Origin of the sequence: Pseudomonas paraeruginosa, from assembly GCF_003025345.2 — a bacterium.
Classification (GTDB): Bacteria; Pseudomonadota; Gammaproteobacteria; order Pseudomonadales; family Pseudomonadaceae; genus Pseudomonas; species Pseudomonas paraeruginosa.
Genome location: NZ_CP020560.1, coordinates 2,385,650 through 2,412,421, shown reverse-complemented (window position 1 = coordinate 2,412,421; position 26,772 = coordinate 2,385,650). Strand labels below are relative to the sequence as shown.

Sequence of the window (26,772 nt, the reverse complement as noted above, 5' to 3'; positions counted from 1 at the left end):
GCCGATATCTCCTGGGCCCCCGCAGTTTCTTCGTACAAGGACCCCTCCCATGCTCCTTCGCCGCCTGTCCATCCAATGGAAGATCACCCTGCTGGCAGGGCTCTGCCTGCTCGGCGTGGTCGCCTTGCTGGTCGGCCTTTCGGTCTACCGCATGCAGCACAGCTCCGTGCTGGTGAAAAGCGCCAGCACGCAGATGCTCGACGAATCGGCGCGCCTGCGCCTGGCAGCCCGCGGGGAATTGCAGGCGCTGCGCATCCAGCGCTACTTCATGGACGCCTTCCAGTACGGCAAGGGCTTCTCGCGGCAGATCCTGTTCCTCCGCGACCAGGCGCAGAAGCGTTTCCTCGACGCCTACGACCTGCGCGAGGACCTGACCCGCCAGGTGCGCACCGCACTGGCCGCCAATCCCGAGGTGCTCGGCCTGTACGTGGTGTTCGAGCCCAACGCACTGGACGGCAAGGACGAACTGTTCGTCGACCAGCCCGCCCTCGGCAGCAACGACAAGGGTCGCTTCTCGCTGTACTGGGCGCAGGCCACGCCGGGACAGCTGGAATCCGAGTCGATGGTCGAGTCCGAACTCGCCGACACCAGCACCGGGCCCAGCGGCGCCCCCTACAACGCCTGGTACACCTGCCCGAAGGAAAGCGGGCAGCCCTGCGTGCTCGATCCCTATTTCGACAAGGTGGGCGAGCGCCAACTGCTGATGACCAGCATCGCCTTCCCCCTCGAACTGGATGGCAAGGTGATCGGCGTGATGGGCCTGGACATCAACCTGAGCAGCCTGCAGGCGCTCAGCGAACAGGGCAATCGCGAACTCTACGACGGCGTTGGCCGGGTCGGCATCCTCAGTCCCGCCGGGCTGTTCGCCGGCAACAGCCACGATGCCGGCCTGCTCGGGCAGAACCTGGCCAAGGCCGATCCGCAGCACGCCGGCGAGCTGCTGCAGCTGCTGGCCGCCGGCAAGAGCCAGCTGTTCAACGAGAGCGACGACCTCAAGGTGCTGCAACCGTTGCAGCCGATTCCCGGCGCCAAGCCCTGGGGCGTTCTCCTCGAAGTACCCAAGAGCGCCCTGCTCGGCCCGGCACTGGCGCTGGAGCGACAGCTGGACGACATGCGCCGCGAAGGCACCTGGGTCGAACTGGGCCTCGGCCTCGGCGCGGCGGTGCTCGGCCTGCTGGTCCTGTGGCTGACCGCCCGTGGCGTGACCCGGCCGATCCTCGGCGTCGCCCACATGCTGCGCGACATCGCCAGCGGCGAAGGCGACCTGACCCAACGCCTGCCGCACACCGGCCGCGACGAGCTGGGCGAGCTGGCCGGCTGGTTCAACCGCTTCCTCGACAAGCTGCAACCGATCATCCGTGACGTGAAGGTCTCGGTGCGCGACGCGCGCAGCACCGCCGACCAGTCGGCGGCGATCTCCAGCCAGACCAGCGCCGGCATGCAGCAGCAGTTCCGCGAGATCGATCAGGTCGCCACCGCCTCCCACGAAATGACCGCCACCGCCCAGGACGTCGCCCGTAGTGCCGCCCAGGCCGCCGACGCCGCGCGCGGCGCCGACCAGGCGACCCGCGACGGGCTGGCGCTGATCGACCGTACCACCCAGGGCATCGACAGCCTGGCCGCCAACCTGACCGGCGCCATGGGCCAGGTCGAGCAGCTGGCCAGCAGCAGCGAGGAAATCGGCTCGGTGCTGGAAGTGATCCGCGCCATCGCCGAGCAGACCAACCTGCTGGCGCTCAACGCGGCCATCGAGGCGGCCCGCGCCGGCGACGCCGGGCGCGGCTTCGCGGTGGTCGCCGACGAGGTGCGCAACCTGGCCCGGCGCACCCAGGACTCGGTGGAACAGATCCGCGGGGTCATCGAAGGCCTGCAGCAAGGCACCCGCGACGTGGTCGACGCCATGCACGGCAGCCATCGCCAGGCCCAGGGCAGTGTCGAGCAAGTGGAAGAAGCGGTGGCCGCGCTACAGCGGATCGGCGAGGCGGTGACGGTGATCAACGACATGAACCTGCAGATCGCCAGCGCCGCCGAGGAACAGAGCTCGGTGGCCGAGGAGATCAACCGCAACGTCGCGGCGATCCGCGACGTCACCGAGTCGCTGTCGAGCCAGGCCGAGGAATCGGCCCAGGTCAGTCAATCGCTGAACCGCCTGGCCAACCACCAGCAGGGCCTGATGGAGCAGTTCAAGGCCTGACCACTCACGGCCTGAACAGCGCCGGGGGGCCGTAGGTGCCCCAGAACGCCAGGCGCGCCAGCGAACGCAGGCCGTTGCGCAGGCGCGCCGGGGGCCCCGCCTCGGTGACGCCGGCCGCTGGCGCCTCGGCCTGCCGCGCGGCGCCACGCTCGCCGCGCAGCGCGCCTTCCAGGGCCTGCTCGTAGCGCGCCTGCGCGGGCGCCGCCGGGGCGCGCCGCTGGTCCCGCGGCCCGCCAGACTCGCCCAGCAGGAACACCAGCACCGGCAGCATCAGCGCCCAGCGCCAGCGCCCCCTACCCATACACCCTTTCATCGCCCAGCACCTCCTTGCAGGAAGCCCGGGATGCTAGTGAAGCCGCTGTGGGGAAATCTTGCCGGGACTGTCGGCAAATGGTGAAGAACTGTTAAGCCCGCGCACGCGAGCCCTTCTGCAACGGCAACTCGACGCTCACCCGCAGACCGCCCAGCGGGCTGTCCTCGAGGCCCAGGCGGCCGCCGCAGGCCTCGGCGATATCGCGGGCGATGCCCAGGCCGAGGCCATGGCCGCTGACCTGCTCGTCGAGCCGGGTACCGCGCTCCAGCACCGCCTGGCGCTGATCCGGAAGAATGCCGGGGCCGTCGTCGTCGACCCGCAAGCGGGCGATCCCATCGCCCTGCTCGATGGCCAGGCGCACCTCGCTATCGGCCCATTTGCAGGCGTTGTCCAGCAGGTTGCCGAGCATCTCCAGCAGATCCTCGCGGTCCCACGGCAGGCGCAACCCCGGCGGCGCGCTCCAGGCCACCCGCAGGTGCGGGCCGTGGATCAGGCGCAGGGTGTCGCACAGCGACGGCAACTCCTCGGCGCAATCGAAGTGCGCGCCGGGCAGCGCTTCGCCGACCAGGCGCGCCTTGCCCAACTCGCGCCCCAGGCGCTGCTGGATCTGCTCCAACTGTTCGCGCAAGACCTGCCGCAACTCCGGCTGGCGCGCCATCTCCTCGCGCTCGGCGAGGCTGACCAGCACCGCCAGCGGCGTCTTCAGGGCATGGCCGAGGTTGCCCAGGGCGTTGCGCGAGCGCTTCAGGGTGTCCTCGGTGTGGCTCAGCAGGTGGTTGATCTGCTCCACCAGCGGCTCCAGCTCCTCGGGCACCTGGCTGTCCAGCTGGCTGCGCTGGCCCTGCTGCAGCTGGGCGATCTGCAGGCGCACCTGCTCCAGCGGACGCAGCGAACGACGCACGGTCAGGCGCTGTAACAGCAATACCAGCAGCAGCGCCACCGCGCCGGCGCCCAGGCCCAGCCACTGCACGCGGGCGAAGCTTTGCAGGATCGGTGTGTAGTCCTGCGCCACGACGATCCGCAGTTTCTGCCCCATGCGCTTGTAGTGGCCGCGGAACACCAGCAGTCGCTGCGACTCGGGCCCATCGACCAGGCCCTTCACCAGCCCTTTCTTGTGCGGCACCTCCAGCTCGCTGTCCCACAGGGAGCGTGAGCGCCAGGTGTCCTTTTCCAGTTCGATGATGAAATAGCGCCCGGAATACGGGCGCTGGAACGCCGGGTTGAGGCGTCGTTCGTCCAGTTGCATGCCGTTCGGTCCGCGCACCATGGCCACCAGCAGGTTCTCCGCCTCTTCGCGCAGGTTGCCGGCGAAGTAACGCCGCAGGCCCTGGTCGAACAGCCACAGGCCGGTCTGCGCGAGGGCCAGGCCGACCACCAGCAGCACCGCGAACAGGCCGACGCTCAGGCGCCGCTGGATCGACCTCATCCGCCGGCCACCCCGGCGTAGCGGTAGCCCTGCCCACGGCGGGTCTCGATCACCTCGCGACCGAGCTTGCGCCGCAGGTGGTTGACGTGGACCTCGATGACGTTGGAATCGCGTTCGGTCTCGCCATCGTACAGATGCTCGGCCAGGTGTCCCTTGGACAAGACCTGGCCGGGGTGCAGCATGAAATAGCGCAGCAGGCGGAATTCGGCGGCGGTCAGGTCGACGTCGGCACCGTTCAGGCACACGCACTGGCGCTGCTCGTCGAGGCTGAGCCCGGCGGCCTCCAGCTGGCTCTGGTTGGCCAGGCCGTGGGCGCGGCGCAACAGGGCCTGGATGCGCAGGGCCAGTTCTTCCGGATGGAACGGCTTGGTCAGGTAGTCGTCGGCGCCGGCCTTGAGCCCGTCGATGCGCTCGGCCCAGGAACCGCGCGCGGTGAGGATCAGCACCGGGGTGGCGAGGCCCAGGCCGCGCCATTCCCGGAGGATCTCCAGGCCGGGGCGGCCAGGCAGGCCGAGGTCGAGGATGATCAGGTCGTAGGGTTCGCTGGCGCCCTGCAGCGCCGCGTCGCGGCCGTCGGCCAGCCAGTCCACCGCGTAGCCCTGGCGGCCCAGGCTGGCCAGCAGTTCGTCGGCCAGCGGAACGTGATCCTCAACCAGCAGCAACCGCATCAGTCGTCTTCCTCGTCCTTCAGGATGCGACCGTTGCGGGCATCCAGTTCCAGTTCACGGACGACGCCGTCGCGGGTGAGCAGCTCCACCTCGTAGACGTAGACGTCGTCTTCCTCTTCCAGCTCGACCTCCAGCAGGCGCGCCCCGGGGTAGCGCCCCAGGGCTTCCTGCATGAGCGATTCGAGCGGCTGTATCACACCGTCCTGGCGCAGGCGCAGGACCTCGTCCTGGTCCAGGTCGCGCGCCATCGCCTCGAGGCTGACGACCGCCAGGACCAGTGCGACGATCCCGGCGTAGCGCATGAGCCACTTCATCAGTCGTCCTGGTGGTCCTTGAGCACGGCGCCGGTGGCGGCATCCAGCTCCAGGTCCCACTTCACGCCCTGCGGATCGCGCAGCTCGACCTGGTAGATGTAGCGGCCGTATTCCTCTTCCAGCTCGGTGTCGTGCACGCTCGAGCCCGGGTGCTTGGCGATGGCGTTCTTGTTCAGCTCTTCGAAGGACTTGATGGTCCCCGCGTCACGCAGCTTCAGCGCCTCGTCCGGGCCGAGGTCGCGGGCCTGGGCCAGGCCGGCGGTGAGGGCGATGGCGGTGGCGGCGAACAGGGCAGTCAGTTTCTTCATGGGAATCTCTCCGTGGGATAGGTGTTGCTTTCGACGGTTGCAGATTAACCGGGCGCTCTTAATTGAAGCTGAATTTGCCGCGCGGACCTGGCCAGGCGCGCCATAGGGTAACGGAAAGCCTCTGCGATGGGGCTCGAAAGCGCTTGGCCGTGCGACAACTCGTCCTATAATCGCCGGTCCGCAAGGGAGAAGACCAGCATGCCAGCCATCCAGATCAAGTCCCCCGCCCTCAACCTCAAGGCCGGACGCCGCGCCCTCGCCCGCATCCGCGAGCGCGGCCTGCAGCCGGCCGACGTCGGCATCGTCCCCGGCGCCGCCGGCGGGCCGAAGGCGCTGGGCATCCAGGGACTGGATCTGGCGATCTTCGGCGAGTGGCTGCCGCGCGCGCCGCGCGAACGCTCGCTGATCGGCGCCTCCATCGGTTCCTGGCGCTTCGCCAGCGCCTGCCTGCCCGACGCCGTGGCCGGCCTCACCCGCCTCGGCGAGCTGTACACCCGGCAGCGCTTTCCGAAGGGCGTGAGCATCGCCGAGGTCTCGCGCAAGTGCGCGACGATGCTCGACGACCTGCTCGCCGGCCAGGACGCGCGGATCCTCGACAACCCGCTGTACCGCCTCAACGTGGTGGTGGTGAAGAGCCACGGACGCCTCGCCCACGACCACAAGGCCAGCCTCGGCCTGGGGCTGTCCTCGGTGATCCGCGACAACCTGATCGGCCGCCGCCACCTGCACCGGCACTTCGAGCGGGTCATCCTGCACGACGCCCGCCAGGCGCCGCCGCTGGCCGCACTGACCGACTTCCCCTCGCGCTACCTGCACCTGGACGGCGGCAACCTGCGCCAGGCGCTGCTCGCCTCCGGCTCGATCCCGATGGTCATGGAAGGCGTCCGCGACCTCCCCGGCGCCGGCCCCGGCACCTACCGCGATGGCGGCCTGCTCGACTACCACCTCGACCTGCCCTACGAGGACCGCGGCGTGGTGCTCTACCCGCACTTCACCGACAAGGTGATCCCCGGCTGGTTCGACAAGGGCCTGCCCTGGCGCCGCGGCGACGCCGGGCGCCTGCAGGACGTGTTGCTGCTGGCGCCGTCGCGCGAGTACCTGGCGCGCCTGCCGCACGCCAAGCTGCCGGACCGCAAGGATTTCACCCGCTACCTCGGCGACGATGACGGCCGCGAGCGCTACTGGCGCCAGGCGATGGCGGAAAGCCGCAGGCTCGGCGACGAATTCCTCGAACTGGTCGACGGCGGCCGGCTCGGCGAACGCCTGCAAGCGCTGGTCTGAGCCGCCACCGACGAGAAGGATCCCGCATGAAACTGGCCGTAGCGCTGATCCACGGCATCGGCGACCAACCCGACAGCCGCGACGAGGACGGCCTGCACAGCTACGCCCGCGAACTGGTAGCGGCGCTGCGCCGACGTCTCGGCGCGGAGGCCGGCGAGGTGGCCTTCCAGAGCCTGTACTGGGCCAGCGTGCTGGACGCCCGCGAACTGGACTACCTCAAGCGCATAGAGCGTGAACCGCTGGGCTGGCGCTGGCTGCGCCGGGCGGTGACGCTGTTCCTCGGCGACGCCAGCGGCTACCGCAAGGTCAGCGCCGCCTACGACACCACCTACCAGCAGGTCCACCAGCACGTGCGCAGCGGGATCATGGCCCTGCGCGCGAAGGTCGGACCGCAGACGCCGCTGGTGATCCTCGCCCACTCACTGGGCGGGCACATCGTCTCCAACTTCATCTGGGACCAGCAGAAGCTCAACCGCACGCCGAGCTGTTCGATCGATCCCTTCCTCGGTCTGGAGACCCTGGCCGGGCTGGTGACCTTCGGCTGCAACATCCCGCTGTTCACCTTCGCCTACGAAAAAGTCTGTCCGATCCGCTTTCCCGGCCATTGCCTGACCCCGGCCATGCGCCAGCAGGCGCGCTGGCTGAACGTCTATGCCCCGGCCGATCCACTCGGCTATCCACTGCGGCCGCTGCAGAACTACGCCACGGTGGTCGACCAGGACCTCGCCCTGCCGGTCGGCCCCTGGTACAAGCGGCACACCCCGTTGAGCCACATGGAGTACTGGAACGATGCGCGCTTTCACGATTGCCTGGCGGACTACCTGCGCCGCCTGCTGCTTGCTGGCCGCGAGCCTGCCGGCGCTGGCCACGCCCTCCCCGCAGGCGAGCCGGGAGATCGGCCGCTTGCTGAGCTTTGTTGAAGGCAGCGGCTGCACCTTCATCCGCAACGGCAGCGAATACCCCGCCGGCGAAGCCCGCGCCCACCTGCAGAAGAAGCTCGACTACCTGGAGCGCAAGGACCTGGTCGCCAGCAGCGAGGACTTCATCGAACGCGCCGCGACCCGCAGCAGCCTCAGCGGCAAGCCCTACCAGGTGCGCTGCGCCGGGCGAACGCGCGACTCCGCCGGCTGGCTGAACCAGGAGCTACGGCGTCTGCGCCAGGCGCCCTGATCAACCCGGATGGCCATCGACCCGCGGCCGCCACAGCATCGGCGCATAGAACCAGGCGAACAGCAGGAACGCCAGCGCCCACAGCCCGCCCGCCAAGGGCAGCGCCCAGTTCGCCGGCAGCAGGCTGGGCAGGATCACCCGCGCCGCGCAGCCGAGATTGAGCAGGGCGAAAGCCCAGGGCATCGCTGCCGGCGGTTGCAGCGCGCGACCGGTATGGCCGAGAGTGACCCGTGCCAGCATCGCCAGAATCAACCCGCCCATGCCGCCTACCGCCAGCGCGTGCAGCGCCTGGCTCGGCGACAGTGCCAGGCCCAGGCTCCAGAGCGCGAGGCCGAGCGGCGCCACGGCGATCCAGAAGTACGCCAGGTGCAGCGACCAGAGCAGCGGCACCCGCCAGATGCCCCGGTCGCGCCAGCGCCACAGGCGCCACAGCTGCGCGCCACCGAGCGCGGCGAACAGCGCCGCCAGCCAGGGCGTCGGCCGGACCGTGGCGCCGGCGGCGGTGAGCAGCGCGACCAGCACGCAGCCGAGCAGGATCCCGTTGTCCAGCCAGGCGAGCGCCGGCACCTGCCGCGGGCGGCCAAGGCCGCGCTGGGTGAAAAACGGGATCACCCGCCCGCCGATCAGGTTCATCATCCCGGCGATCAGCCACAGCGCGGCGATGGAGGCGCGCCTTTGCCAGTCGTCGTTGCCCTCGAACAGGCCGAACAGGACCAGCGCGTCGGCCAGGGTCAGCAGCAGCAACAGGCCCACCACCGGGTAATTGCGCTTCTGCCGCACCCGCCACAGGCTGCGGCCGATGGCCCAGGCCAGCAGCGGCAGGAAGCTCAGTTGCAGCACCAGCAGCAGCGCCAGCGGCGCATCGAATAGCCAGGCCAGGCGCGCCGCCAGCCAGAGCCCGGCGAGCAGGGCCAGGGGTTTGCCTTGCAGGCCGGGCACGCCGGTCCAGGTCTGCACGGCGGTCAGGAGAAAGCCGGCGATGATCGCCACGCCGAAGCCGAAGAGCATTTCGTGGCGGTGCCAGGCCAGCCAGCCGCCGACCGGTTGCCAGCCGCTCCAGAGCCCGGCCAGCGCTGCCAGCCAGAGCGCGATGGCGAGCACCGCGAACAGCGCGCCGCCGAGGAAGAACGGACGGAAGCCCAGGCGCCAGAGCGGCGCGATGGCCATCAGCCGGGAACGCTCAAGCACTTGCACAGCAAACCTCCCAACCGGGACGCCGCATGCGGAACAAGGCGGTCAGGCGCATCACGTAGCCGATCTTCAGCAGGGTCGGGCCGAGGATCACCAGCGCATGGGAGAACACCAGCGCCGGCAGGTTCAGGTAATGGTCGAGGAAATAGGCGGCGGTCACGCCGGCGACGAGCAGCGCCAGACCGGCCGCCAGCAGACCGTGACCGATCCGCAGCACCTGCCGCGGACAATCGAACAGAGCGTTCATCTCGATCTCCTTTTTCCGAAAGGGGCCGGCGCCCGCTGCGCCGGCCCGTCGCTTCAGGCATCCAGCGCGGCGGCCGGGCCGAAGAACTCGTAGTGGCATTGCTGCGAGGGTACCCCGAGGTCGGCCAGGTGCCGCTTGACCTGGGCCATGAACGGCTTGGGCCCGAGGAAGTAGGCATCCAGGTCGCGCTCCTGCGGCAGCCAGTCGGCCAGCTTCTCGCGGCTCAACAGGCCTTCTGCATCGGCGCGGTCGCCGGCGCGCGGCTCGCTGTAGCAGAAGAAGTGCTCGACCTGCGCGTGCCGCGCCGACACGTCCTCGACCCAGTCGCGGAAGGCATGCACGCCGCCATGCCGGGCGCAGTGGATGAAGCGGATCGGCCGCGCCTTCGGCAGCGCCTCCTGGAGCATCGCCAGCGCCGGGGTGATGCCGACGCCGGCGGTGATCAGCACCAGCGGCTTGTCGCTGTCGCGCAGGACGAAATCGCCGGCCGGCGGGAACAGGTCCAACTCGTCGCCCTCGGCGACCCGGTCATGCAGGTAGTTGGACACCCGCCCGCCCTGCTCGCGCTTGACGCTGATGCGGTATTCGCGGCCGTTGCTGGCGGCGGACAGCGAGTAGTTGCGGCGCACTTCCTCGCCGTCGATGTCCAGGCGCAGGCCGATGTACTGCCCCGGCTGGAACGCCAGCAGCGGCTGGCCATCCACCGGCTGCAGGTAGAACGAGGTGATTTCCTCGCTTTCCGCCTGCTTGCGCGCCACGCGGAAGCGCCGCACGCCGCGCCAGCCGCCCTCGGCCTGGGCGCTGGCGGCGTAGACCGACTCCTCTGCCTCGATCAGCAGGTCGGCCAGTTGCTGGTAGGCCGCGCCCCAGGCTTCGATCACCTCGTCGGTGGCGACTTCCTCGCCGAGCACCTCGCGGATCGCCCGCAACAGGCAGTTGCCGACGATCGGATAGTGCTCGGGCAGGACCTGCAGCGAGACATGCTTGTTGACCACCTTGGCCACCAGCGGCCCGAGCTCCTGCAACTGGTCGATGTGCCTGGCGTACATCAGCACGCCGTTGGCCAGCGCCCGCGGCTGGTCGCCGCTGGCCTGGTGGGCCTGGTTGAACAGCGGGCGCACCTCGGGATACTCGCCGAGCATGGTCCGGTAGAAATGGGTGATCAGCGCTTCGCCGCCAGTCTCGAGCAGCGGTACGGTGGCCTTGATGATTGCACGTTGGGCATTGGACAGCATGGATGACTCCTGACGCAGGCAAGGTTTTGTTTCACCTCGAAGCATTTCAGGAAGCGTGCCAACACTGGCTATCAGATTTCATGGGCCTTGCGGGCTCTCGTGGGTCATAATGACCGCAACCATTCAGAGTCATTAGGACTACACGAGGTCGAAATGACCACCAACCCCTTGCTTGCCACGCTGATTCCGCTGGTCGCCGACCTGTCCCGCGACCTCCCGGAAGACGAACGCTACCGCCGCCTGCTCCACGCCCTGCGCGACCTGCTGCCCTGCGACGCCACCGCGCTGCTGCGCCTGGATGGCGAACAGCTGATCCCGCTGGCGGTGGACGGCCTCAGCCCGGACACCCTCGGGCGACGCTTCCGGGTCGGTGAACACCCACGCCTGGCGGCCCTGCTCGAACGACGCGGACCGACCCGCTTCCCCGCCGACTGCGGCCTTCCCGACCCCTACGACGGACTGGTGGAAGGCCTCCACGGCCATCTGGAGATCCACGACTGCCTCGGCTGCCCACTGTACCTCGACGATCAGCCCTGGGGCCTGCTGACCCTGGACACCCTCGACCCGTCGCGCTTCGCCAGCGCCGACCTGGACACCCTGGAAGCCTTCGCCAGCCTCGCCGCCGCCACGGTCAAGGCCAGCGAGCGGATGCGCGACCTGACCCGCCGCGCCGAGGACGAGCACCAGCGCGCCGAGGCCTACCTCGAGGCCGCCGGCGAACGGCCGCGGGAAATGATCGGCCAGAGCGCGGCGCACAAAGCGTTGCTGGAAGACATCCGCCTGGTCGGCAACAGCGAGCTCAGCGTGCTGATCACCGGCGAGACCGGAGTCGGCAAGGAACTGGTGGCGCAGTCCATCCATCGCCATTCCCCGCGCAGCGGCAAGCCGATGATCAGCCTGAACTGCGCCGCCCTGCCCGAGACGCTGGTGGAGAGCGAGCTGTTCGGCCACGTGCGCGGCGCCTTCTCCGGCGCGGTCAACGAGCGACGCGGCAAGTTCGAACTGGCCGACGGCGGCAGCCTGTTCCTCGACGAGGTCGGCGAACTGCCGCTGGCGGTCCAGGCCAAGCTGCTGCGGGTATTGCAGAGCGGGCAGTTGCAGCGGGTCGGCTCCGACCGCGAGCACCGCGTCGACGTGCGCCTGATCGCCGCCACCAACCGCGACCTGGCCGAGGAAGTGCGCGCCGGGCGCTTCCGCGCCGACCTCTACCACCGCCTCAGTGTCTATCCATTGCGCGTGCCGCCGCTGCGCGAGCGCGGCCGTGACATCCTCCTGCTGGCCGGCTACTTCCTCGAGGAAAACCGACCGCGCCTCGGCCTGCGCAGCCTGCGCCTGGACCACGAGGCCCAGGCCGCCCTCCTCGACTACCGCTGGCCGGGCAACGTGCGCGAGCTGGAGCACCTGGTCGGCCGCGCCGCGCTCAAGGCCCTCGGCCACAACCCCGAGCGGGCGCGGATCATTACCCTGCAGCGCCGCGACCTCGACCTGCCCGAGCAGGCTGCCGCGAGCGCGCCGCCAACCGCCACGCCGCAGACCGCGCCGGCGCCCGCCGGGCAGACCCTGCGCGAAGCCACGGATGCCTACCAGCGCCGCCTGATCCAGGACTGCCTGGCCCACCACCAGGGCAACTGGGCCTCAGCCGCGCGCGAACTGGGCCTGGACCGCGCCAACCTGGCGCGCCTGGCCAGGCGCCTGCAACTCAGGTAAACGACCGCCTGGTCGGAGCGGACCGGGCCCGGCGTGCAAACCTGTTACCATGGCGACCCCATTCCGGTTGCCCGGCAACCCCGATCCAGAGCGCAATACAGTGGAACTCTTCAAAGAATTCACCTTCGAATCCGCCCATCGCCTGCCGCACGTCCCCGAAGGCCACAAGTGCGGGCGCCTGCACGGCCACTCGTTCCGTGTCGCCATCCATATCGAGGGCGAGGTCGACCCGCATACCGGCTGGATCCGCGACTTCGCGGAAATCAAGGCGATCTTCAAGCCGATCTACGAGCAACTCGACCACAACTATCTGAACGATATACCCGGCCTGGAGAATCCCACCAGCGAAAACCTCTGCCGCTGGATCTGGCAACAACTCAAGCCGCTGTTGCCGGAATTGTCCAAGGTCCGCGTACACGAAACTTGTACCAGCGGTTGCGAATATCGCGGCGACTGATTCGCCCGGCACTTTCGCCGCTCTTCCGCCACCCGCCCTATGACAGGCCCCGCGCAAGCCGGGGCCACTTTCGCCGCACAGCGCCACTTTTTTCCGCGCAGTATCCCCACGGACATAAAGGTTTCACATTGTTCCCGGAAAACATCCGGAAACGCGGTCGAATACTCCGTTAGTCAATAAAAACGCCTGCCTATATTGTTCTTCCGGTGGCTAAAGACTTATCCTTTGCCGCGGACACGGAAAGTCCGTAAACCACTATAAACGCACCAAAACCCAGCACCATATTTTTAGAACGGGAGTGAAACGAATGTCCAAACTTGCCGAGTTCCGCGAGGCAGAGCGCAAACTTCAGGAGCAACTGGCCCTGCTGGAAAAGCTGAAAAGCGACAGCAGCCTGAAGCAGGAGCTGGAATTCAAGGACAAGTTGCAGGCTTTGATGGACAAGTACGGCATGACCCTGCACAACATCATCGCCATCCTCGACCCCAAGACCCCGGTCGCCGTCAGCGCCGCCCCGCAGCGCCGCGCCCGCGCCCTGAAGGTTTACAAGAACCCGAACAACGGCGAAGTCGTCGAGACCAAGGGCGGCAACCATAAGGTCCTGAAAGCCTGGAAAGAACAGTACGGTTCCGATACCGTCGAATCCTGGCTGCAACGCTAAGCCGGTTTTCCCGACGGCATCCCGCCGATGCCGTCGGAAACCCCACGCAGCACTTCTCTTCTCCGCTACATCAATCCTGCGACTTCGATTCGCAGGCGCTCCTGATCTTCTGTGCCGCCAGATTGTTCTCCACCCCCGGCAGGTTCTCCAGCAGACACTCGTAATAAACCTTCTCCCGCGACAGCAGGAAGGAACCGTCGTTATACAACTTGTCACAGGCCTGGGTGATGAAGTGCACCGCCACCCCACTCTTCGCCATGCGCTGGTTGTCGAGAATGCACTGGTCGTAGTCCTTGTCGTCGGCGAGCGCGCAAAGCGGGAATAACAACAGCAGGGGCGGCAGGAACTTCATGGGTTCGGTATCCATGGGAAAGTTGCGTTCCAGCATGAACGACGCCACCCGGAGTGCCAAGCCGGTGCCAGGATGAATTTGCGCGTGCAATTGTTTCAGCGCCCAGCGCCGTGGGCTTGCCGATGTCGCGCCGGGACACAGGTGAGTAACCGCCACGCGGTTATCCGCCGATACCGCGGTATATCGGCGGACAACGCTTGCCGCGTCGTTCGCCCCGGGGCAAGGCAGGCCGGCCGGTTCCGTCGCCGCCGCTGACGACAGGCTTGGAGACACCCCCTCCAGGGCAATATGCTGTGCGCCACGACACACGCTGTGAGCGACTACCGATGCCAGGGACTGCACTGTTCGAAAAGCCACGCTGGTTGCGCGACCTCCTGCGCTTCCTGCCCCTCAAGAGCCAATTCGTCCTCTCCGGGAACATCCGCGACCTGCAAGCCTGCGAAGTGCTGCCGGGTACGGTCACCGCGCAGAGCTTCAACCAGACCCTCTGCGATGCCCTGCTGGACGCCGGCTACGCCCAGGTGCTGGCCTGGGACCCGCTGGCCGGGTTCCGCGTGCTCGGCCGGCCGGGCAGCGAGGCGGACGCCACTGCGCAGGTTCTCCTCGACCTCGGCCTGACCCCGGTGGACGGCGCCGCGCCAGCCGGCATCGACCTGCTCGGCGCAACCCTGCAACGCCTGGTCAACCGTAGCGGCGAGCCGATCGCCCTGATCGTCGACTTCGCCTCGCGCCTGGCGGTGCGCAACGACGCCCTGAGCGCCGCCGAGCATCAGTTGTTCACCCAGGCCCTGGTGCTCTCCCACCAGGCCCGCAGCCGTCCCGCCGGGGAACAGCGCAAACCGTTCTTCAACAGCGTGCTGTGGGTGGTGGAAAAGGAAGGCGACCTGCCCGACTGGCTGCTGGTGGACAACCCGCGCCTGCGCCATATCCCGGTGTCGAAGCCCGACCAGGCGGCGCGCCGGGCCCTGGCCCCGGCGCTGCTCCGCGGGCTCGGCGGCGCGGGCGTCGCCGAGGAGGCCCTGCAACAGGCCGCCGCGACCTTCGTCGAGAACACCGAAGGCCTGCTGCTCCTCGATCTCAACGCCATCGTCCAGCTGGCGCGCGTGGAAGGCCTGGCCATGGAACGCATCGCCGACGCCGTGCGGCGCTACAAGGTCGGCGTCACCGAAGACCCCTGGCTGAAGATCGACCGCCAGCGCATCCGCCAGGCCGATGAATTCGTCCGCCGCCGGGTCAAGGGCCAACAACACGCGGTGACCCACCTGCTGGACATCGTCAAGCGCGCGATGACCGGGGTCGGCGCCAGCCGCAAGGGCAACCGCCCGCGCGGCGTGGCCTTCCTCGCCGGGCCCACCGGGGTCGGCAAGACCGAACTGGCGAAGACCGTCACCAGCCTGCTGTTCGGCGACGAGAGCGCCTACATCCGCTTCGACATGTCCGAGTTCAGCGCCGAGCACGCCGACCAGCGCCTGATCGGCGCGCCGCCCGGCTACGTCGGCTACGACGTCGGCGGCGAGCTGACCAACGCGATCCGCGAAAAACCGTTCAGCGTGGTGCTCTTCGACGAGATCGAGAAAGCCCACCCGCGGATCCTCGACAAGTTCCTGCAGATCCTCGACGACGGCGTGCTCACTTCCGGGCGCGGCGATCGCGTGTACTTCTCCGAGGCGCTGATCGTGTTCACCTCGAACCTGGGCATCTACCGCCAGGGGGAGAACGGCGAACGGGTCGCCAACGTGCTCCCCGGCGAGCCCTTCGAGGCGGTGCAGGGCAAGGTCCACGGCGAGATCGAGCGCTACTTCAAGCTGGTTCTCAACCGCCCGGAAATCCTCAACCGGATCGGCGAGAACATCATCGTCTTCGACTTCATCCGCGCCGACGTCGCCGAGCAGATCTTCACCCAGATGGTCGACGGCACCTTCGCCGACCTCCGCGAGCAGCGCCTCGTCATCGAACTGGCCGAGGCGCCGCGACAGGCGCTGCACGATCTCTGCCTGGGTGACCTGTCCAACGGCGGCCGCGGCATCCGCAACCAGCTCGAAGCACGCCTGCTCAACCCGTTGTCGCGGGCGCTGTTCGACCAGGACGCGCAGCCGGGCGAGCGCTTCCTGATCAGCGCCCTGGACGCCGACGGCCTGATCCTGGAACGCCGCTGAGATGGAACTGAGCCTGTCGCGGGTGCATTTCCCGGTGACCACCCTGGGCCCGGGACGGCGCCTGGGCATCTGGTTCCAGGGCTGTAGCATCCGCTGCCCCGGCTGCATCTCCGCCGATACCTGGGGGCCGGGCAGGCGGCGCATCGCCCTGGCACGCCTGCTCGCCGACATCCAGCCATGGCTGGAGCAGGCCGAGGGCATCACCGTCTCCGGCGGCGAACCCTTCGAGCAGTTCGACGCCCTCCTCGCCCTGCTCGGCGAACTGCGCCAGCGCAGCCAAGCCGACATCCTGGTCTACAGCGGCTACCCGCTGGAGCATCTGCACGCGCAACTGGAACAGGCCGCCGGGCTGATCGACGCGCTGATCAGCGACCCCTACCAACAGCACGCCGAACAGAGCCTGGCCCTGCGCGGCAGCGACAACCAGCGCCTGAGCCTGCTCACCAAACTCGGCCGCGCGCGCCTCGGCGGCTACCAGCGGCCGCTGGGCGAAGACGACAAGGCCCTCGACCTGATGTTCGACCATGACGGCAGCGTGTGGATGGCCGGCATCCCGCGCCGCGACGACCTGCTGCGGCTACAGGACCTGCTGCGCGAACAGGGCCACCAACTTAGCGTCAGCGCCCATCGGCCGCGCTGAATGGATCGATACCGATGATACGTTTCTGCCCCAACTGCCAGAGCGAACGCTCGCTTTCGGAAATCTTCTGCGAAGGCTCGATCCAGGGCCAGCCCTGCGGCTGGGACCTTTCCGCCGAAGCCATCCATCCCGCCGGCTGGCGACCACAGCCGGTGCTGACCCAGGAAGCCATCGCGCCGCCCGCCAGCGAGTTGCCAGCGGCGTCCGCCCCGCTCTGCGCCAACGGCCATCCGCTGCAACCCGGCGACCTGATGTGCCTGGAGTGCGGCGCCGCGCCGGCCGAAGGCCCGCTGCCGATGCAGGCCGAGGCCACGCCGCAGCCCGCCGTCACGGAAACCCTGATCGACGGCTGGCGCCTGCTGCGGCAGATCGCCAGCAGCGACGGCGTGCGCGAGCGCTACCTGGCCGAACATGCGGAAAGCGCCCGCCAGGCGGTGCTCACCCTGTATCGCCCGGGCGCCGAGCCGGACCCGGCGATCTACGACGTGATCCGCCGCCTGCCGCGCGAACACGTGCCGGAAATCCTCGCCACCGGCCGCTGGGACGAGCGCGCCTACGAAGTGGTCGAGGAACTCACCGGCGGCAGCCTCGCCGACCTCGGCACCGTGCTGGAGGACCGCGAGGCGGTGCGCCACGTGGTCCGCGAACTGGGCCATGCCCTGCACGTGTTCAACGAAGCCGGCCTGCGCCACCGCGACCTGCGCCCGGCCAGCCTGCTGGTGCGCAGCCACGAGCCGCTGGACCTGGTGATCAGCGGCTTCGGCTCGGCGCGCCTGTCGGAGTTCGACCTGGATATCGTCTCGCCGCTGGAGACCAGCCGCTACATGGCCCCCGAGGCGATCGCCGGCGGCGTGGCGGCGGCTTCCGACTGGTGGAGCCTGGGCATGATCCTGCTGGAGCAGTTGACCCGCGGCGTCTGCTTCGAAGGCGTCAACGCCAACGCCTTCCTGATCCACGTGCTGGCCAACGGCGTGACGCTGCCCGACGACCTCGACCCGCAGTTGCACCTGCTGCTGCGCGGCCTGCTCGCGCGCGACCGCCACCAGCGCTGGCAGTGGCCGCAGGTACAGGCCTGGCTGAACGGCGAGGCGGTGGACGCGCCGGCCTCGGCGGACAGCGAAAAGGACGACGCAGAAGGCGCCAGCATCGCCCTCGGCGCACGGCGCTTCCGCAAGCCGACGGTCTTCGCCCTGGCCGCGGCCCAGGCCGAGCACTGGGCTGAGGCCCTCGACCACCTGCTGCGCGGGGCGATCGTCACCTGGGCCGAGCAGATCGGCCTGTCGCCCAGGCTGCTCGCCGGCCTGCGCCAGGTGGCCCAGCACGAGGGGCTGGAGGACGACTTCCGGCTGATGCTGGCGCTCAAGCTGCTGAACCCGGAAATCCCGCTGATCCAGCGCGGCGAGATCGTCACCCCCGGCTGGCTGCTGGAGCATCCGCTGGAGGGCTACCGGCTGATCAGCGGCTCGGTGCCCGACCTGCTCGAACAGTTGCACACCGAAAGCTGGCTGTCGCGGCTCAAGACCCGCGCCGAGAACGTCCGCCAGCGCGCCCTGCACCAGCACATCGAACTCGCCGAAGAACAGTTGCGCATCTACCTGCTGTCGACCTCGCGGGCGCGCCTCGCCGCGCAGTGGCAGGAGCGCCAGCGCCTCCTGCCGGACACCGAGCACCCCGGCCTGCTGGCCCTGGCCGAGCGCCGGGTGATCGCCGAGGAAGACCTGATCGTCCTGCTCGGCGCCAACATCGGCCAGTTCCGTGCCGCCGAGGCGATCGTCGAGGAAGCCGCCGGCCTGGCCCGCGACGCCGATGTGCACTTGTTCGACGCGGAGACCGCGCGCGGCCTGTTGCAGCACCCGCGGCAGGAGCTGTACCGCCGCGTCGACGAACGCATCAGCGGCTTCGCCCGCAGCGGCGTGCCCAGGGTCGACGAATGGGCCGAGCAGTTCCGCCTGGAGCGGCGCATGCCGTTGGCGAGGGTCCTGGTGCTGCTGGCGATCCCGCCGGAACAGTGGCTGGAACCGCAGAAGCAGCAGTACGTGTCGCAAATCCTCGATTTCTTCGAGAAGAAAGTGGTCGCCGCGGTGATGCGCGGGCCGCTGGTGCGCATGAGCATCGGCAAGAGCACTCCACGCATCGACCTCAACGAACTGGACAGCGCGCGCCGCCCCGCCGCCGCTCTGCTCGACCACCTGTTGCAACGCAACGCCCGCGCGGTGAGCCTCGACCCGGACAGCTTCCTCGCCAACCCGCAACTGGAAGTGCGGCTCAACGCGCTGTCCCGGCAAAGCTCGCTGTACAAGCGCGACACCGGCATCGACGGCCTCTACCTGGGCTTCCCCTTCCTGCTCAACCGCGACCCGCGCGGCACCACCCGCACGCGCATCGTGCCGCTGCTGCTGTGGCCGCTGAAGCTGCAACTGGAAGTCGGCAGCCGCGGCCAGGTGGCGCTGGCCTTCGACGGCGAGCGCGAGGAAGTGCGCCTCAACCCGGCCCTGGAAAGCCTGCTCGGCCCCGAGCCGTGCAAGCGCTGGCGCAAGGTCGCCGACGAATTGCTCGGCCGCTCCGCGCTGCGCGCCGCCGATGTGATGGATGCCTTCGGCCTGCTCGCCACGCCGCGTGCGCGGGGGCTGGAAGGATTGCCACCGAGTTCCACCGAGGTCACGCCCTACCAGGACCAACTGGCCTGCGCCGCGGTGCTGTTCCACGTCACCTTCATGGGCCAGGCGATCGGCGAGGACCTGCGCCAGCTGAAGAGCCTGCCGCCCTCCGGCACCGGCCTGGAGACCGCGCTGCGCCTGCGCGAGAACGGCGAGCTGGAAGCTCGCGAGAGCCCGCCGGAGTTGCAGCGCTACTTCACCGTGGCCAGCGACCCGTCCCAGGAGGCCGCCGTGTTGCAGGCCCGGCAGAGCCCGGGGCTGCTGGTGGAAGGCCCGCCCGGTACCGGCAAGAGCCAGACCATCGTCAACATGGTCGCCGACGCCATCGGCCGCCAGCGCAGCCTGCTGATCGTCTGCCAGAAGCACGCCGCCCTGGAAGTGGTGCACAAGCGCCTGGTGGCCGAGGGCCTGGGCCAGCGCATCGTCATGCTCAACGACGTCAACCGCGACCGCGAACCGGTGATCCGCAACATCCGCGAGCAGCTCGAAGCGCTGTTCGCCGACGCCGGCGGCGCCCAGGGCTGGGAGCGCCAGCGCGAGCGCCTGGCGGCGCGTATCGAGGCGCTGGAAGGCGAACTGGACCGCTACCACCAGAGCCTGCACCGCGTGGACGAGGCCACCGGGCTGAGCTACCGGCGCCTGCTCGGCGAACTGATCGAGCTGGAGAAAGGTTCGCCGCCGCTGGACTTCCCGGCCCTGCGCCAGCGCCTGGCGGCGCTGGACATCGGTAGCCTGGCGCGCCTGGAGGAAAACTGCGCGCCGCTGGTCCGCCTCTGGCTGCCGGCCCGCTACGAAGGCAGCCCGCTGGCGCAACTGCGCGCCTTCGCCACCGACCAGGCCACCCTGCAAGCCTTCGCCGACAGCCTGCGCGCCTTCGGCGAAGCGGAGAACGCCCGGCAGAAAGCCCTCGACGAACACCCGGCGAGCTTCGAGGTCGACGACCCGACGCCCTACCGCGCCTGGCTGGCAAGCCAGGTCGGTACCCTGCTGAATTTGCGCGAGGAGCAGCGCCAGCGCCTGGCCCACTGGCTGCCGCTGTTCCGCGACGCCGCGCCAGGACAGCCGAGCCGTGGCGACGGCCTGCTGGCGGAGGCCGAGCAGATCGAACGGCAACTGCGCCAGCTCGACCTCGAACGGCATGCGCCGCTGCTGTCGCCGGCCCTCGCCATGCTCGAAGAGAACAACCTCGAACGCCTCCAGGCCCACGCCCGCCAGGTGCTCGAGGCACGCACCTGGCTGGCCCGGCTCAACCCGCTGCGCCTACTGCGGCGCGGCCGCCTGCGGCGCTTCCTGCGCGAGCACGGCGAACCCGACGACGACAGCCGCCTGGCCGCCCTCCTCGGCGCCTGCGGCCTGGAGCGCCAGTGGCGGCCGCTGCGCCGGCAACTGGCGGCGCTGCACCAGAGCCTGGGGCTGGCGACAGTCGCCACCGATGCCGGCCCGCAACTGGCCAGCCTGGCCGGCCACGCCAGCCAGCAGCTGCGCGAAATCCAGGCCCTGGCTCGCGGCCTGGCCCAGGCGCCGCGCGCCGAGCAGCTCGACGCGGTGATCCTCACCGGCGAGAAACAGCGCTTCGAAGCGCTGCTCGGCGACCTCGACGCCGCGCTGATCCGCCAGGCCGCGCGCCAGCTCAGCCTGGACAAACTGAGGGTGCTCGCCGACTGGCTCGGCGACGAACTGCTGGAACAGCTGCACCGCGCCATCGCCGGCAACCAGAGCAACCTGCCGGCCCTCGGCCGCCTGCGCGAGGCGCTGCCGCAACTGGTCGCCTACCAGCGCTTCCGTGGCCGCGCCGGCCAGCTCGAAGCCACCGACCTGGAATTCCTGGCCCTGCTGCGCCAGCGCCAGGAACGACTCGACGCGATTCCCGCCGAAGAACTCGAAGCCACGGTGCGCCGCATGCTCAACCGCGAAGCGCGGCTGGGCTGGAAGCAGCGCCTGGAACAAGACAATCCGGAACTGCTGTTCAGCCAGGACGAAGCCAGGGCCAGGGTCGCCAGCCTCGCCGAAGCCGATGTGCAGATGCGCGCACTGAACCGCGAACTGCTCGGCAAGGGCATCGACGCCGCGCGCCTGGGCAGCCGCAAGCAGTGGGAAGACGTCACCCGCCTGACCGGCAAGCGCTCGCGGCGCCTGCGCGAGTTCATCGAGCTGGGCGCCGAACTCGGTCTGATGAGCCTGCGCCCGGTCTGGCTGATGAACCCCGACCTGGCCAGCCGCGTGCTGCCGCTCAAGGCCGGGCTGTTCGACATGGTGATCTACGACGAAGCCTCGCAGATGCCGGTGGAGTTCGCCCTGCCGACCCTCTATCGCGGGCGGATCACCGTGGTCAGCGGGGACGAGAAGCAAATGCCGCCGACCGCGTTCTTCTCCAGCCGCGTGGAAAGCGACGAGGCCGAACTGTTCGACGGCGAAGCACCCGACGAGGACGCCGACGAGGAGCAGCGCGAAGCCTACGAGGACACCTGGAACCGCCGCGAGATCAAGGACTGCCCGGACCTCCTGCAACTGGCGCGCAACGCCCTGCCCAGCACCACCCTGCAGATCCACTACCGCTCGGCCTACCGCGAGCTGATCGGCTTCTCCAACGCCTCGTTCTACGGCAACCGCCTGAGCGTGCCGGTACGCCATCCGCAGGCCAACATCCTGCGCATCAAGCCGCTGGAACTGATCCAGGTGAACGGCCTGTACCAGAACCAGAGCAACGAGCGCGAGGCCGAGCGAGTCGTCGACTACCTCGCCGAACTCTGGCGCCAACCCTACGCGGCGCGGCCGTCGGTGGGCGTGGTCACCTTCAACCGCAAGCAGGCCGACCTCATCGAGGAGCGCCTGGAACTGCGCGCCGAGCAGGACGAGGCGTTCCGCGCCGCCTACAGCGAGGAGCGCGAGCGCAGCGAAGACGGCGAGGACATGGGCGTGTTCGTGAAGAACGTGGAGAACGTGCAGGGCGACGAGCGCGACGTGATCGTCTTCTCCTCCACCTTCGGTCGCAACGGCCAGGGCAGCTTCCGGCGCAACTTCGGCGTACTCGGGCAGACCGGCGGCGAGCGCCGTCTCAACGTGGCGGTGACCCGCGCGCGGCGCAAGGTGGTGATGATCACCTCGATGCCGATCGGCGACATCTCCGACATGCTCGGCACCCAGCGCTCGCCGAGCAGCCCGCGCGACTACCTGCAAGGCTACCTGGAATACGCCCGCGCACTGTCCGCCGGCGAGTTCGCCGGCACCGGCCAGCTGCTCGAGCGCCTGCACACCGACCGCAGCGACCAGCGCCGCCAGCACTACCAGCGGCACGACGGCTTCAGCGAGATCGTCGGCGAGTACATCCGCTCGCTGGGCTGGTCCGCCGCGCCCGCCAGCGAAGGCGACGCCTTCGGCCTCGACTTCGCCATCGAGAACCCGGCCACCGGCCTCTACGCCATCGGCATCGAATGCGACGCCCCCTGCCACCCGCTGCTGGAACACGCCCGCGCCCGGGAAATCTGGCGCCCCTCGGTGCTGCGGCGGGCAATCCCGCACCTCCACCGGGTTTCCTCCCAGGGCTGGTACCACGATGGCGAAAACGAACGCGCACGGCTGCGCGCCGCCATCGAGAAGGCCCTGGCGCCTAGCGCGGAAACCCATCCCACGGCAGCAGCGGAGGCCTCCCAATGAGCGGACCGAAAGTCGTACGAATCGTCACCCGGGAAGAAGCCATCGCCACCTGCGAGCGCGACCTGCAACGCCTGGACAAGGCCCTCGCGCGCTGGGAAAACCAGGCCAGCCGGCTCGCCCAGCTCAGCGACGCCGAGCGCGCCGCGGCCCACGCCCGCCGCGCCAGCCTGCACGCCCTGCTCGAACAGGAGCGCTGGCTGGACGTGCAATTGCAGGTGAAGATCGAAAGCGAGTTTCTCAAGCGCGACCTCGCCGAACGCGAAGAGCGCGCCATTCGCCAGGCCGCGGAAACCCGCCAGCAACGCCGCCGCCTCCAGGAAAACGCCAGCGCCCTGCTCCAGGCCCTCGATGCCAGGCCCGATGCCGCCGGCGCGGCACTCCGGCAAACCCTGCAAGCGTTGGCCGACGGCGCCCTCCGCGACGACGCGGAAGCCCTGCTCGCCCAGGGCTTCGCCGCCCTCGCCAGCGCCCCCGCCGAAGAACGCCTCAGCGAAGCCCAGCGCGAACTCGCCCAGCGCCTGAAGACCGACGAAGCGCCCATCACCCTGGAACAGTGGCGCGCCCGCCAGCAACAGGACGCCCCGCGCGAACAGCGCCTGGCGCGCATCGACCGGCACATCGCCGAACTGCAACTGCTGCAAGGCGAGGCCAGCGCCCAAGCGTTCCTCGAGCGACTGGCACGCGCCGGAGCCGAACAGCGCCCGGAGCGCCGCAACCTGCTGCTCGACAGCCTGGTCCTCGACCTCGCCCAGGCCGCCCGCGAACACCAGCAGCAACGCCAGCGCCTGGAACACCTGCAAGACCTTGCCAGCGAAGTCGCCGCCCTCGGCGCCGCCGAACACGCCGAACTGCTCCAGCGCGCCGCCGCCTGCCAGCCCGACAGCGATCCGCAGCAACTCGCCGAACTCACCGAGCGATGCAATGCCATCCTCACCGCCCACCTCCAGCAACAGGCCGCCCTCGCCCGCCGCCAGGCCGTGCTCCAGGGCCTCGCCAGCCTCGGCTACGAAATCCGCGAAGGCATGGCCACCGCCTGGGCGCAGACCGGCAGGGTCGTCCTGCGCAAACCCGCCACCCCCGGCTACGGCCTGGAAGTCGGCGGCAAGGCCGACAACGGCCGCCTGCAACTGCGCGCCGTCGCCCTCAACGCCAACCGCGACAGCCAGCGCGACCGCGACATCGAAACCCTCTGGTGCGGCGAATTCCAACGCCTCCAGGCCCTGCTCGCCGCCCAGGGCGGCGAACTCAGCGTGGAACGCGCGCTGGGAGTGGGAGAAGTGGCGTTGAAGGAGATTGGCGAGGAGGAGCAGCGGGAGATGGGGGTGGCGCGGCAGAGGGGGTTGTGAGGGTTGCCAAGGCGCATGTCCTACGGCTTGTAGCCATCCTCATCCCATGAAGAATCCCTACGATCTTTCTCCCTTCGTCTGAAGGAAGTATGGTGGCGGGCAATGGCGTCGCAGACGCCCGAGGCCCCGCCTCGCCGCCAGCCCGAAAAGATTCCTGGATATCGCCGTGACAAACGCATCGCCCCCCTCCTCCCTGGTAGACGTCGGCCAGCTCGCCGACGCCCTGGAACGTTTCGCCGCCGAGCGCAACTGGGCCCAGTTCCACTCGCCGAAGAACCTGGTCATGGCCCTGACCGGCGAGGTTGGCGAACTCAGCGAGATCTTCCAATGGATGGACGAGGAGCGGTCGAAAGACGCCGCGCGCCATCCCGACACCGCCCAGGCGGTGCAGGACGAACTGGCCGACGTGCTCATGTACCTGGTGCGCCGGGCCTCGGTCCTCGGCGTCGACCTGGACGCCGCCGCCCGGCAGAAGCTGGAACAGAACAACCGGAAGTACCCGGTAGAGAAAGCCCGGAATAGCAGCAAGAAATACGACCAGTTCTGAAGAAAGGCCATATCAGGGAAGATCGACGTGATCGTTTACGAAGCGACCAAGAAGCAATTCCTGCAAGACAGCGACAACGACGATATCGAAGAAGTGATCCTCCAGCATTTCAAGGCGGTCACCGGCAAAAGCGTCGGCAACTCGGAAATCAACTCGTGGAAAGGCTCCCTCGGCTACATGGCCAAGGTGCTGCGCGACGAGGAAGTGCCCGACGACACTGGCCTGGCCATCGAGCTGCATATCCCCCAGACCTCCAAGCGCATCGACATCACCCTCACCGGGCGCGACGAGTCGGGAGCCAAGAACGCGGTGCTGGTCGAACTGAAGCAGTGGAGCAAGGCCAGCGCCACCGGCAAGGACGCCATCGTCCGCACCGCCCTGGGCAATGGCCTGCGCGAGGTCGTCCCCCCCTCCTACCAGGCCTGGTCCTACGCCACCCTGCTGGAGGGCTTCAACGAGGCGGTCTACGAGGCAAGCATTTCCGTCCGCCCCTGTGCCTACCTGCACAACTACCCGCGCGACGGTGTGATCGACTCCCCGCACTACCGCGACTACATGGAAAAGGCCCCGCTGTTCCTCAAGGGCAAGGACGAACTGGCGCGCCTGCGTAGCTTCATCAAGCAGCACATCAGGACCGGCGACGCCAAGGAAGTGCTCTACGAACTGGCCAACGGCCGGATCCGCCCGTCCAAGGCCCTGGCCGACTCGCTCAAGGGCCTGCTCGCCGCCCAACCGGAGTTCGTACTGATCGACGACCAGAAGGAAATCTACGAGTCCGCCATCGCCGCGGCCAGGTCAGCCTCCGAGACGCATCCCCGTGTACTGATCATCGAGGGCGGCCCGGGTACCGGCAAGACGGTGGTCGCGATCAACCTGCTGGTCCACCTCACCGGGCTCGGCCTGGTCGGCAAGTACGTGTCCAAGAACGCCGCGCCACGCAAGGTCTACGAATCCAGGCTGGTGGGTTCCATCACCCGTAGCCGCTTCTCCCACATGTTCACCGGCTCCGGCGGCTTCATCGAGACCGAGCCCAACACCTTCGACATGCTGATCGTCGACGAGGCCCACCGCCTGAACGAGAAGAGCGGGCTCTACGGCAACCTCGGCGAGAACCAGATCAAGGAACTGATCGAAGCCTCCAAGTGCGCCATCTTCTTCATCGACGAAGACCAACGCGTCACCCTCAGCGACATCGGCAGCAAGCAGGCCATCCGCGAGTTCGCCAAGGCGAAAGGCGCCACGGTCGAGGAATACAGCCTCGCCTCGCAGTTCCGCTGCAATGGCTCGGACGGCTATCTCGCCTGGCTCGACGACGTGCTCGACATCCGCCCGACCGCCAACCAGCAACTCGACGCCAGCCAGTACGAATTCAAGGTCCTCGATACCCCCGAGGCCCTGCACGCCGCCATCTCCGCCCGGAATCAGGACAACAAGGCCCGCGTCGTGGCCGGCTACTGCTGGCCGTGGCGCAGCAAGAAGGATCCCCGGCAACAGGACATCGTCATCGGCGACTACCAGCGCCAATGGAACCTCGACCAGGACGGCAGTCTCTGGATCATCGCCGAGAACTCCATCGATCAGGTCGGCTGCATCCATACCTGCCAGGGCCTGGAGGTCGACTACATCGGCGTCATCATCGGCCCGGACCTGATCGTCCGCGACGGCAAGATCATCACCGCCCCCGAACAACGCGACCGCCACGACAAATCCATCCGCGGCTACAAGAAGCTGATGAAGGAAAACCCGGAACTGGCGCGCAAGGAGACCGACCTGATCATCAAGAACACCTACCGGACGCTGATGACCCGGGGGATGAAGGGGTGCTACGTGTTTTGTACGGATGAGGAGACGGCGAGGTATTTTCGGGGGCGTGGCGGGAGGTAAAGCAGCTTCCAGGGCATCGTGGACGCGTCATGCAAAGAGATGGGGATGAGGAATTTTAATATTCTACCCCTTGTACCCCATACAGGTAAAAACCCGTCCAAACCAATTCCAACTCGCTCAAAGCCCACGTCACAGAGCTAAACAGCCTGAGATAGCTGCCAGGCAATCAGCCACAAGCTTGGGCAACACGGTACAGGACCGAGCTGAACTCATTGCTGGTACCATGCTGAAGGCTGTAGAGGCATGGAAAGGACAAGCTGTTGAGTGCAGCGCCTGCCACTTGCTCAGCCCGCCTGATTCAAGGTTCTGCCTTTACTGCGACGTAGCAACCAGCAAAGTCACACCTGTAATTTTAGCGCCTGAC

Annotated in this window: 21 protein-coding genes and 1 pseudogene; 13 read left to right on the top strand and 9 right to left on the bottom strand. The window is 68.4% G+C overall.

The window, feature by feature from the left end; all coding sequences use genetic code 11:
* Window positions 1-49 precede the first annotated feature (49 nt).
* Complete coding sequence (locus tag B7D75_RS11710; protein ID WP_012075427.1) at window positions 50-2,194, top strand: methyl-accepting chemotaxis protein; 2,145 nt, start codon at window positions 50-52, stop codon at window positions 2,192-2,194.
* A gap of 4 nt (window positions 2,195-2,198) precedes the next feature.
* Here the strand turns inward: B7D75_RS11710 and B7D75_RS11705 are convergent, their stop codons facing one another.
* The 5 genes from B7D75_RS11705 to B7D75_RS11685 all read right to left on the bottom strand — a co-directional run bounded on the left by B7D75_RS11705 (window position 2,199) and on the right by B7D75_RS11685 (window position 5,223).
* On the bottom strand, window positions 2,199-2,507 hold the full coding sequence (locus B7D75_RS11705; RefSeq protein WP_058146658.1) for a hypothetical protein: 309 nt from the start codon (window positions 2,505-2,507) through the stop codon (window positions 2,199-2,201).
* A 91-nt stretch (window positions 2,508-2,598) separates the two neighbouring features.
* Complete coding sequence (carS, locus tag B7D75_RS11700; protein ID WP_012075425.1) at window positions 2,599-3,933, bottom strand: two-component system sensor histidine kinase CarS; 1,335 nt, start codon at window positions 3,931-3,933, stop codon at window positions 2,599-2,601.
* Complete coding sequence (carR, locus tag B7D75_RS11695; RefSeq protein ID WP_012075424.1) at window positions 3,930-4,601, bottom strand: two-component system response regulator CarR; 672 nt, start codon at window positions 4,599-4,601, stop codon at window positions 3,930-3,932. The genes carS and carR overlap by 4 nt, the downstream gene beginning before the upstream one ends.
* Window positions 4,601-4,915 carry a PepSY domain-containing protein gene (locus B7D75_RS11690; protein WP_033996695.1) on the bottom strand — a complete coding sequence of 105 codons (315 nt, stop codon included), beginning with the start codon at window positions 4,913-4,915 and terminating at the stop codon, window positions 4,601-4,603. Before B7D75_RS11690 ends, carR begins: the two co-directional genes overlap by 1 nt.
* Window positions 4,915-5,223 carry a PepSY domain-containing protein gene (locus B7D75_RS11685; protein WP_003090497.1) on the bottom strand — a complete coding sequence of 103 codons (309 nt, stop codon included), beginning with the start codon at window positions 5,221-5,223 and terminating at the stop codon, window positions 4,915-4,917. Before B7D75_RS11685 ends, B7D75_RS11690 begins: the two co-directional genes overlap by 1 nt.
* 198 nt (window positions 5,224-5,421) lie before the next feature.
* On the opposite strand from B7D75_RS11685, the gene B7D75_RS11680 reads away from it, so the two are divergent.
* Genes B7D75_RS11680 through B7D75_RS11670 form a run of 3 tightly spaced genes read left to right on the top strand, consistent with a single transcriptional unit; the run spans window position 5,422 to window position 7,674 of the window.
* Window positions 5,422-6,504: a patatin-like phospholipase domain-containing protein gene (locus B7D75_RS11680; protein WP_107114025.1), complete on the top strand. Its 1,083-nt coding sequence runs from the start codon at window positions 5,422-5,424 to the stop codon at window positions 6,502-6,504.
* A gap of 26 nt (window positions 6,505-6,530) precedes the next feature.
* Entirely contained in the window at window positions 6,531-7,424 is an 894-nt protein-coding gene (locus B7D75_RS11675; protein ID WP_012075421.1) for a hypothetical protein, read from the top strand.
* Complete coding sequence (locus tag B7D75_RS11670; protein WP_034082273.1) at window positions 7,408-7,674, top strand: YfeK family protein; 267 nt, start codon at window positions 7,408-7,410, stop codon at window positions 7,672-7,674. The genes B7D75_RS11675 and B7D75_RS11670 overlap by 17 nt, the downstream gene beginning before the upstream one ends.
* On the opposite strand, the gene B7D75_RS11665 is transcribed toward B7D75_RS11670, so the two are convergent.
* The 3 genes from B7D75_RS11665 to hmpA are packed head-to-tail and all read right to left on the bottom strand — an operon-like array spanning window position 7,675 to window position 10,347.
* Window positions 7,675-8,868: an NnrS family protein gene (locus tag B7D75_RS11665; protein ID WP_033996698.1), complete on the bottom strand. Its 1,194-nt coding sequence runs from the start codon at window positions 8,866-8,868 to the stop codon at window positions 7,675-7,677.
* On the bottom strand, window positions 8,855-9,112 hold the full coding sequence (ppyR, locus tag B7D75_RS11660; protein WP_003157851.1) for a psl/pyoverdine operon transcriptional regulator PpyR: 258 nt from the start codon (window positions 9,110-9,112) through the stop codon (window positions 8,855-8,857). Before ppyR ends, B7D75_RS11665 begins: the two co-directional genes overlap by 14 nt.
* 53 nt (window positions 9,113-9,165) lie before the next feature.
* The gene (gene hmpA, locus B7D75_RS11655) at window positions 9,166-10,347 is read right to left on the bottom strand and encodes an NO-inducible flavohemoprotein (protein ID WP_012075418.1); all 1,182 of its coding nucleotides are present in this window, start codon (window positions 10,345-10,347) and stop codon (window positions 9,166-9,168) included.
* A 153-nt stretch (window positions 10,348-10,500) separates the two neighbouring features.
* Here hmpA and norR point away from each other — a divergent pair, with 153 nt between their 5' ends.
* The 3 genes from norR to mvaU all read left to right on the top strand — a co-directional run bounded on the left by norR (window position 10,501) and on the right by mvaU (window position 13,172).
* Window positions 10,501-12,054 (top strand): nitric oxide reductase transcriptional regulator NorR, encoded by a 1,554-nt coding sequence (gene norR / locus B7D75_RS11650; protein ID WP_107114024.1) that lies wholly within the window; start codon window positions 10,501-10,503, stop codon window positions 12,052-12,054.
* A 100-nt stretch (window positions 12,055-12,154) separates the two neighbouring features.
* Window positions 12,155-12,511, top strand: a complete 357-nt coding sequence (gene queD, locus B7D75_RS11645) for a 6-carboxytetrahydropterin synthase QueD (protein ID WP_003090505.1) — start codon at window positions 12,155-12,157, stop codon at window positions 12,509-12,511.
* A gap of 307 nt (window positions 12,512-12,818) precedes the next feature.
* On the top strand, window positions 12,819-13,172 hold the full coding sequence (gene mvaU / locus B7D75_RS11640) for a histone-like nucleoid-structuring protein MvaU (protein ID WP_012075416.1): 354 nt from the start codon (window positions 12,819-12,821) through the stop codon (window positions 13,170-13,172).
* Between the two features lie 70 nt (window positions 13,173-13,242).
* On the opposite strand, the gene B7D75_RS29995 is transcribed toward mvaU, so the two are convergent.
* Window positions 13,243-13,539 (bottom strand): VF_A0006 family four-cysteine protein, encoded by a 297-nt coding sequence (locus B7D75_RS29995; RefSeq protein WP_033996709.1) that lies wholly within the window; start codon window positions 13,537-13,539, stop codon window positions 13,243-13,245.
* A 271-nt stretch (window positions 13,540-13,810) separates the two neighbouring features.
* Between B7D75_RS29995 and B7D75_RS11630 the strand changes: the two are divergent.
* From B7D75_RS11630 to B7D75_RS11605, 6 genes and pseudogenes are all read left to right on the top strand, one after another.
* A pseudogene (locus tag B7D75_RS11630) lies at window positions 13,811-15,680 on the top strand (AAA family ATPase).
* A gap of 1 nt (window position 15,681) precedes the next feature.
* Window positions 15,682-16,320 (top strand): 4Fe-4S single cluster domain-containing protein, encoded by a 639-nt coding sequence (locus tag B7D75_RS11625; RefSeq protein ID WP_107114023.1) that lies wholly within the window; start codon window positions 15,682-15,684, stop codon window positions 16,318-16,320.
* Between the two features lie 14 nt (window positions 16,321-16,334).
* On the top strand, window positions 16,335-22,631 hold the full coding sequence (locus tag B7D75_RS11620) for an AAA domain-containing protein (RefSeq protein WP_107114022.1): 6,297 nt from the start codon (window positions 16,335-16,337) through the stop codon (window positions 22,629-22,631).
* The gene (locus B7D75_RS11615) at window positions 22,628-23,977 is read left to right on the top strand and encodes a coiled-coil domain-containing protein (RefSeq protein ID WP_107114021.1); all 1,350 of its coding nucleotides are present in this window, start codon (window positions 22,628-22,630) and stop codon (window positions 23,975-23,977) included. Before B7D75_RS11620 ends, B7D75_RS11615 begins: the two co-directional genes overlap by 4 nt.
* Window positions 23,978-24,143: 166 nt before the next feature.
* Entirely contained in the window at window positions 24,144-24,524 is a 381-nt protein-coding gene (locus B7D75_RS11610; RefSeq protein WP_034082260.1) for a nucleotide pyrophosphohydrolase, read from the top strand.
* 27 nt (window positions 24,525-24,551) lie between these two features.
* Window positions 24,552-26,408, top strand: a complete 1,857-nt coding sequence (locus B7D75_RS11605; RefSeq protein WP_107114020.1) for a DUF2075 domain-containing protein — start codon at window positions 24,552-24,554, stop codon at window positions 26,406-26,408.
* The last annotated feature ends 364 nt before the right edge of the window (window positions 26,409-26,772 follow it).

Bases quoted from the DNA above. Each gene is read 5' to 3' on its own strand.
- B7D75_RS11710 (WP_012075427.1), top strand. From the start codon at position 50: ATGCTCCTTCGCCGCCTGTCCATCCAATGGAAGATCACCCTGCTGGCA.
- B7D75_RS11705 (WP_058146658.1), bottom strand. From the start codon at position 2,507: ATGAAAGGGTGTATGGGTAGGGGGCGCTGGCGCTGGGCGCTGATGCTG.
- carS (WP_012075425.1), bottom strand. From the start codon at position 3,933: ATGAGGTCGATCCAGCGGCGCCTGAGCGTCGGCCTGTTCGCGGTGCTG.
- carR (WP_012075424.1), bottom strand. From the start codon at position 4,601: ATGCGGTTGCTGCTGGTTGAGGATCACGTTCCGCTGGCCGACGAACTG.
- B7D75_RS11690 (WP_033996695.1), bottom strand. From the start codon at position 4,915: ATGAAGTGGCTCATGCGCTACGCCGGGATCGTCGCACTGGTCCTGGCG.
- B7D75_RS11685 (WP_003090497.1), bottom strand. From the start codon at position 5,223: ATGAAGAAACTGACTGCCCTGTTCGCCGCCACCGCCATCGCCCTCACC.
- B7D75_RS11680 (WP_107114025.1), top strand. From the start codon at position 5,422: ATGCCAGCCATCCAGATCAAGTCCCCCGCCCTCAACCTCAAGGCCGGA.
- B7D75_RS11675 (WP_012075421.1), top strand. From the start codon at position 6,531: ATGAAACTGGCCGTAGCGCTGATCCACGGCATCGGCGACCAACCCGAC.
- ppyR (WP_003157851.1), bottom strand. From the start codon at position 9,112: ATGAACGCTCTGTTCGATTGTCCGCGGCAGGTGCTGCGGATCGGTCAC.
- hmpA (WP_012075418.1), bottom strand. From the start codon at position 10,347: ATGCTGTCCAATGCCCAACGTGCAATCATCAAGGCCACCGTACCGCTG.
- norR (WP_107114024.1), top strand. From the start codon at position 10,501: ATGACCACCAACCCCTTGCTTGCCACGCTGATTCCGCTGGTCGCCGAC.
- mvaU (WP_012075416.1), top strand. From the start codon at position 12,819: ATGTCCAAACTTGCCGAGTTCCGCGAGGCAGAGCGCAAACTTCAGGAG.
- B7D75_RS29995 (WP_033996709.1), bottom strand. From the start codon at position 13,539: ATGGATACCGAACCCATGAAGTTCCTGCCGCCCCTGCTGTTGTTATTC.
- B7D75_RS11625 (WP_107114023.1), top strand. From the start codon at position 15,682: ATGGAACTGAGCCTGTCGCGGGTGCATTTCCCGGTGACCACCCTGGGC.
- B7D75_RS11620 (WP_107114022.1), top strand. From the start codon at position 16,335: ATGATACGTTTCTGCCCCAACTGCCAGAGCGAACGCTCGCTTTCGGAA.
- B7D75_RS11615 (WP_107114021.1), top strand. From the start codon at position 22,628: ATGAGCGGACCGAAAGTCGTACGAATCGTCACCCGGGAAGAAGCCATC.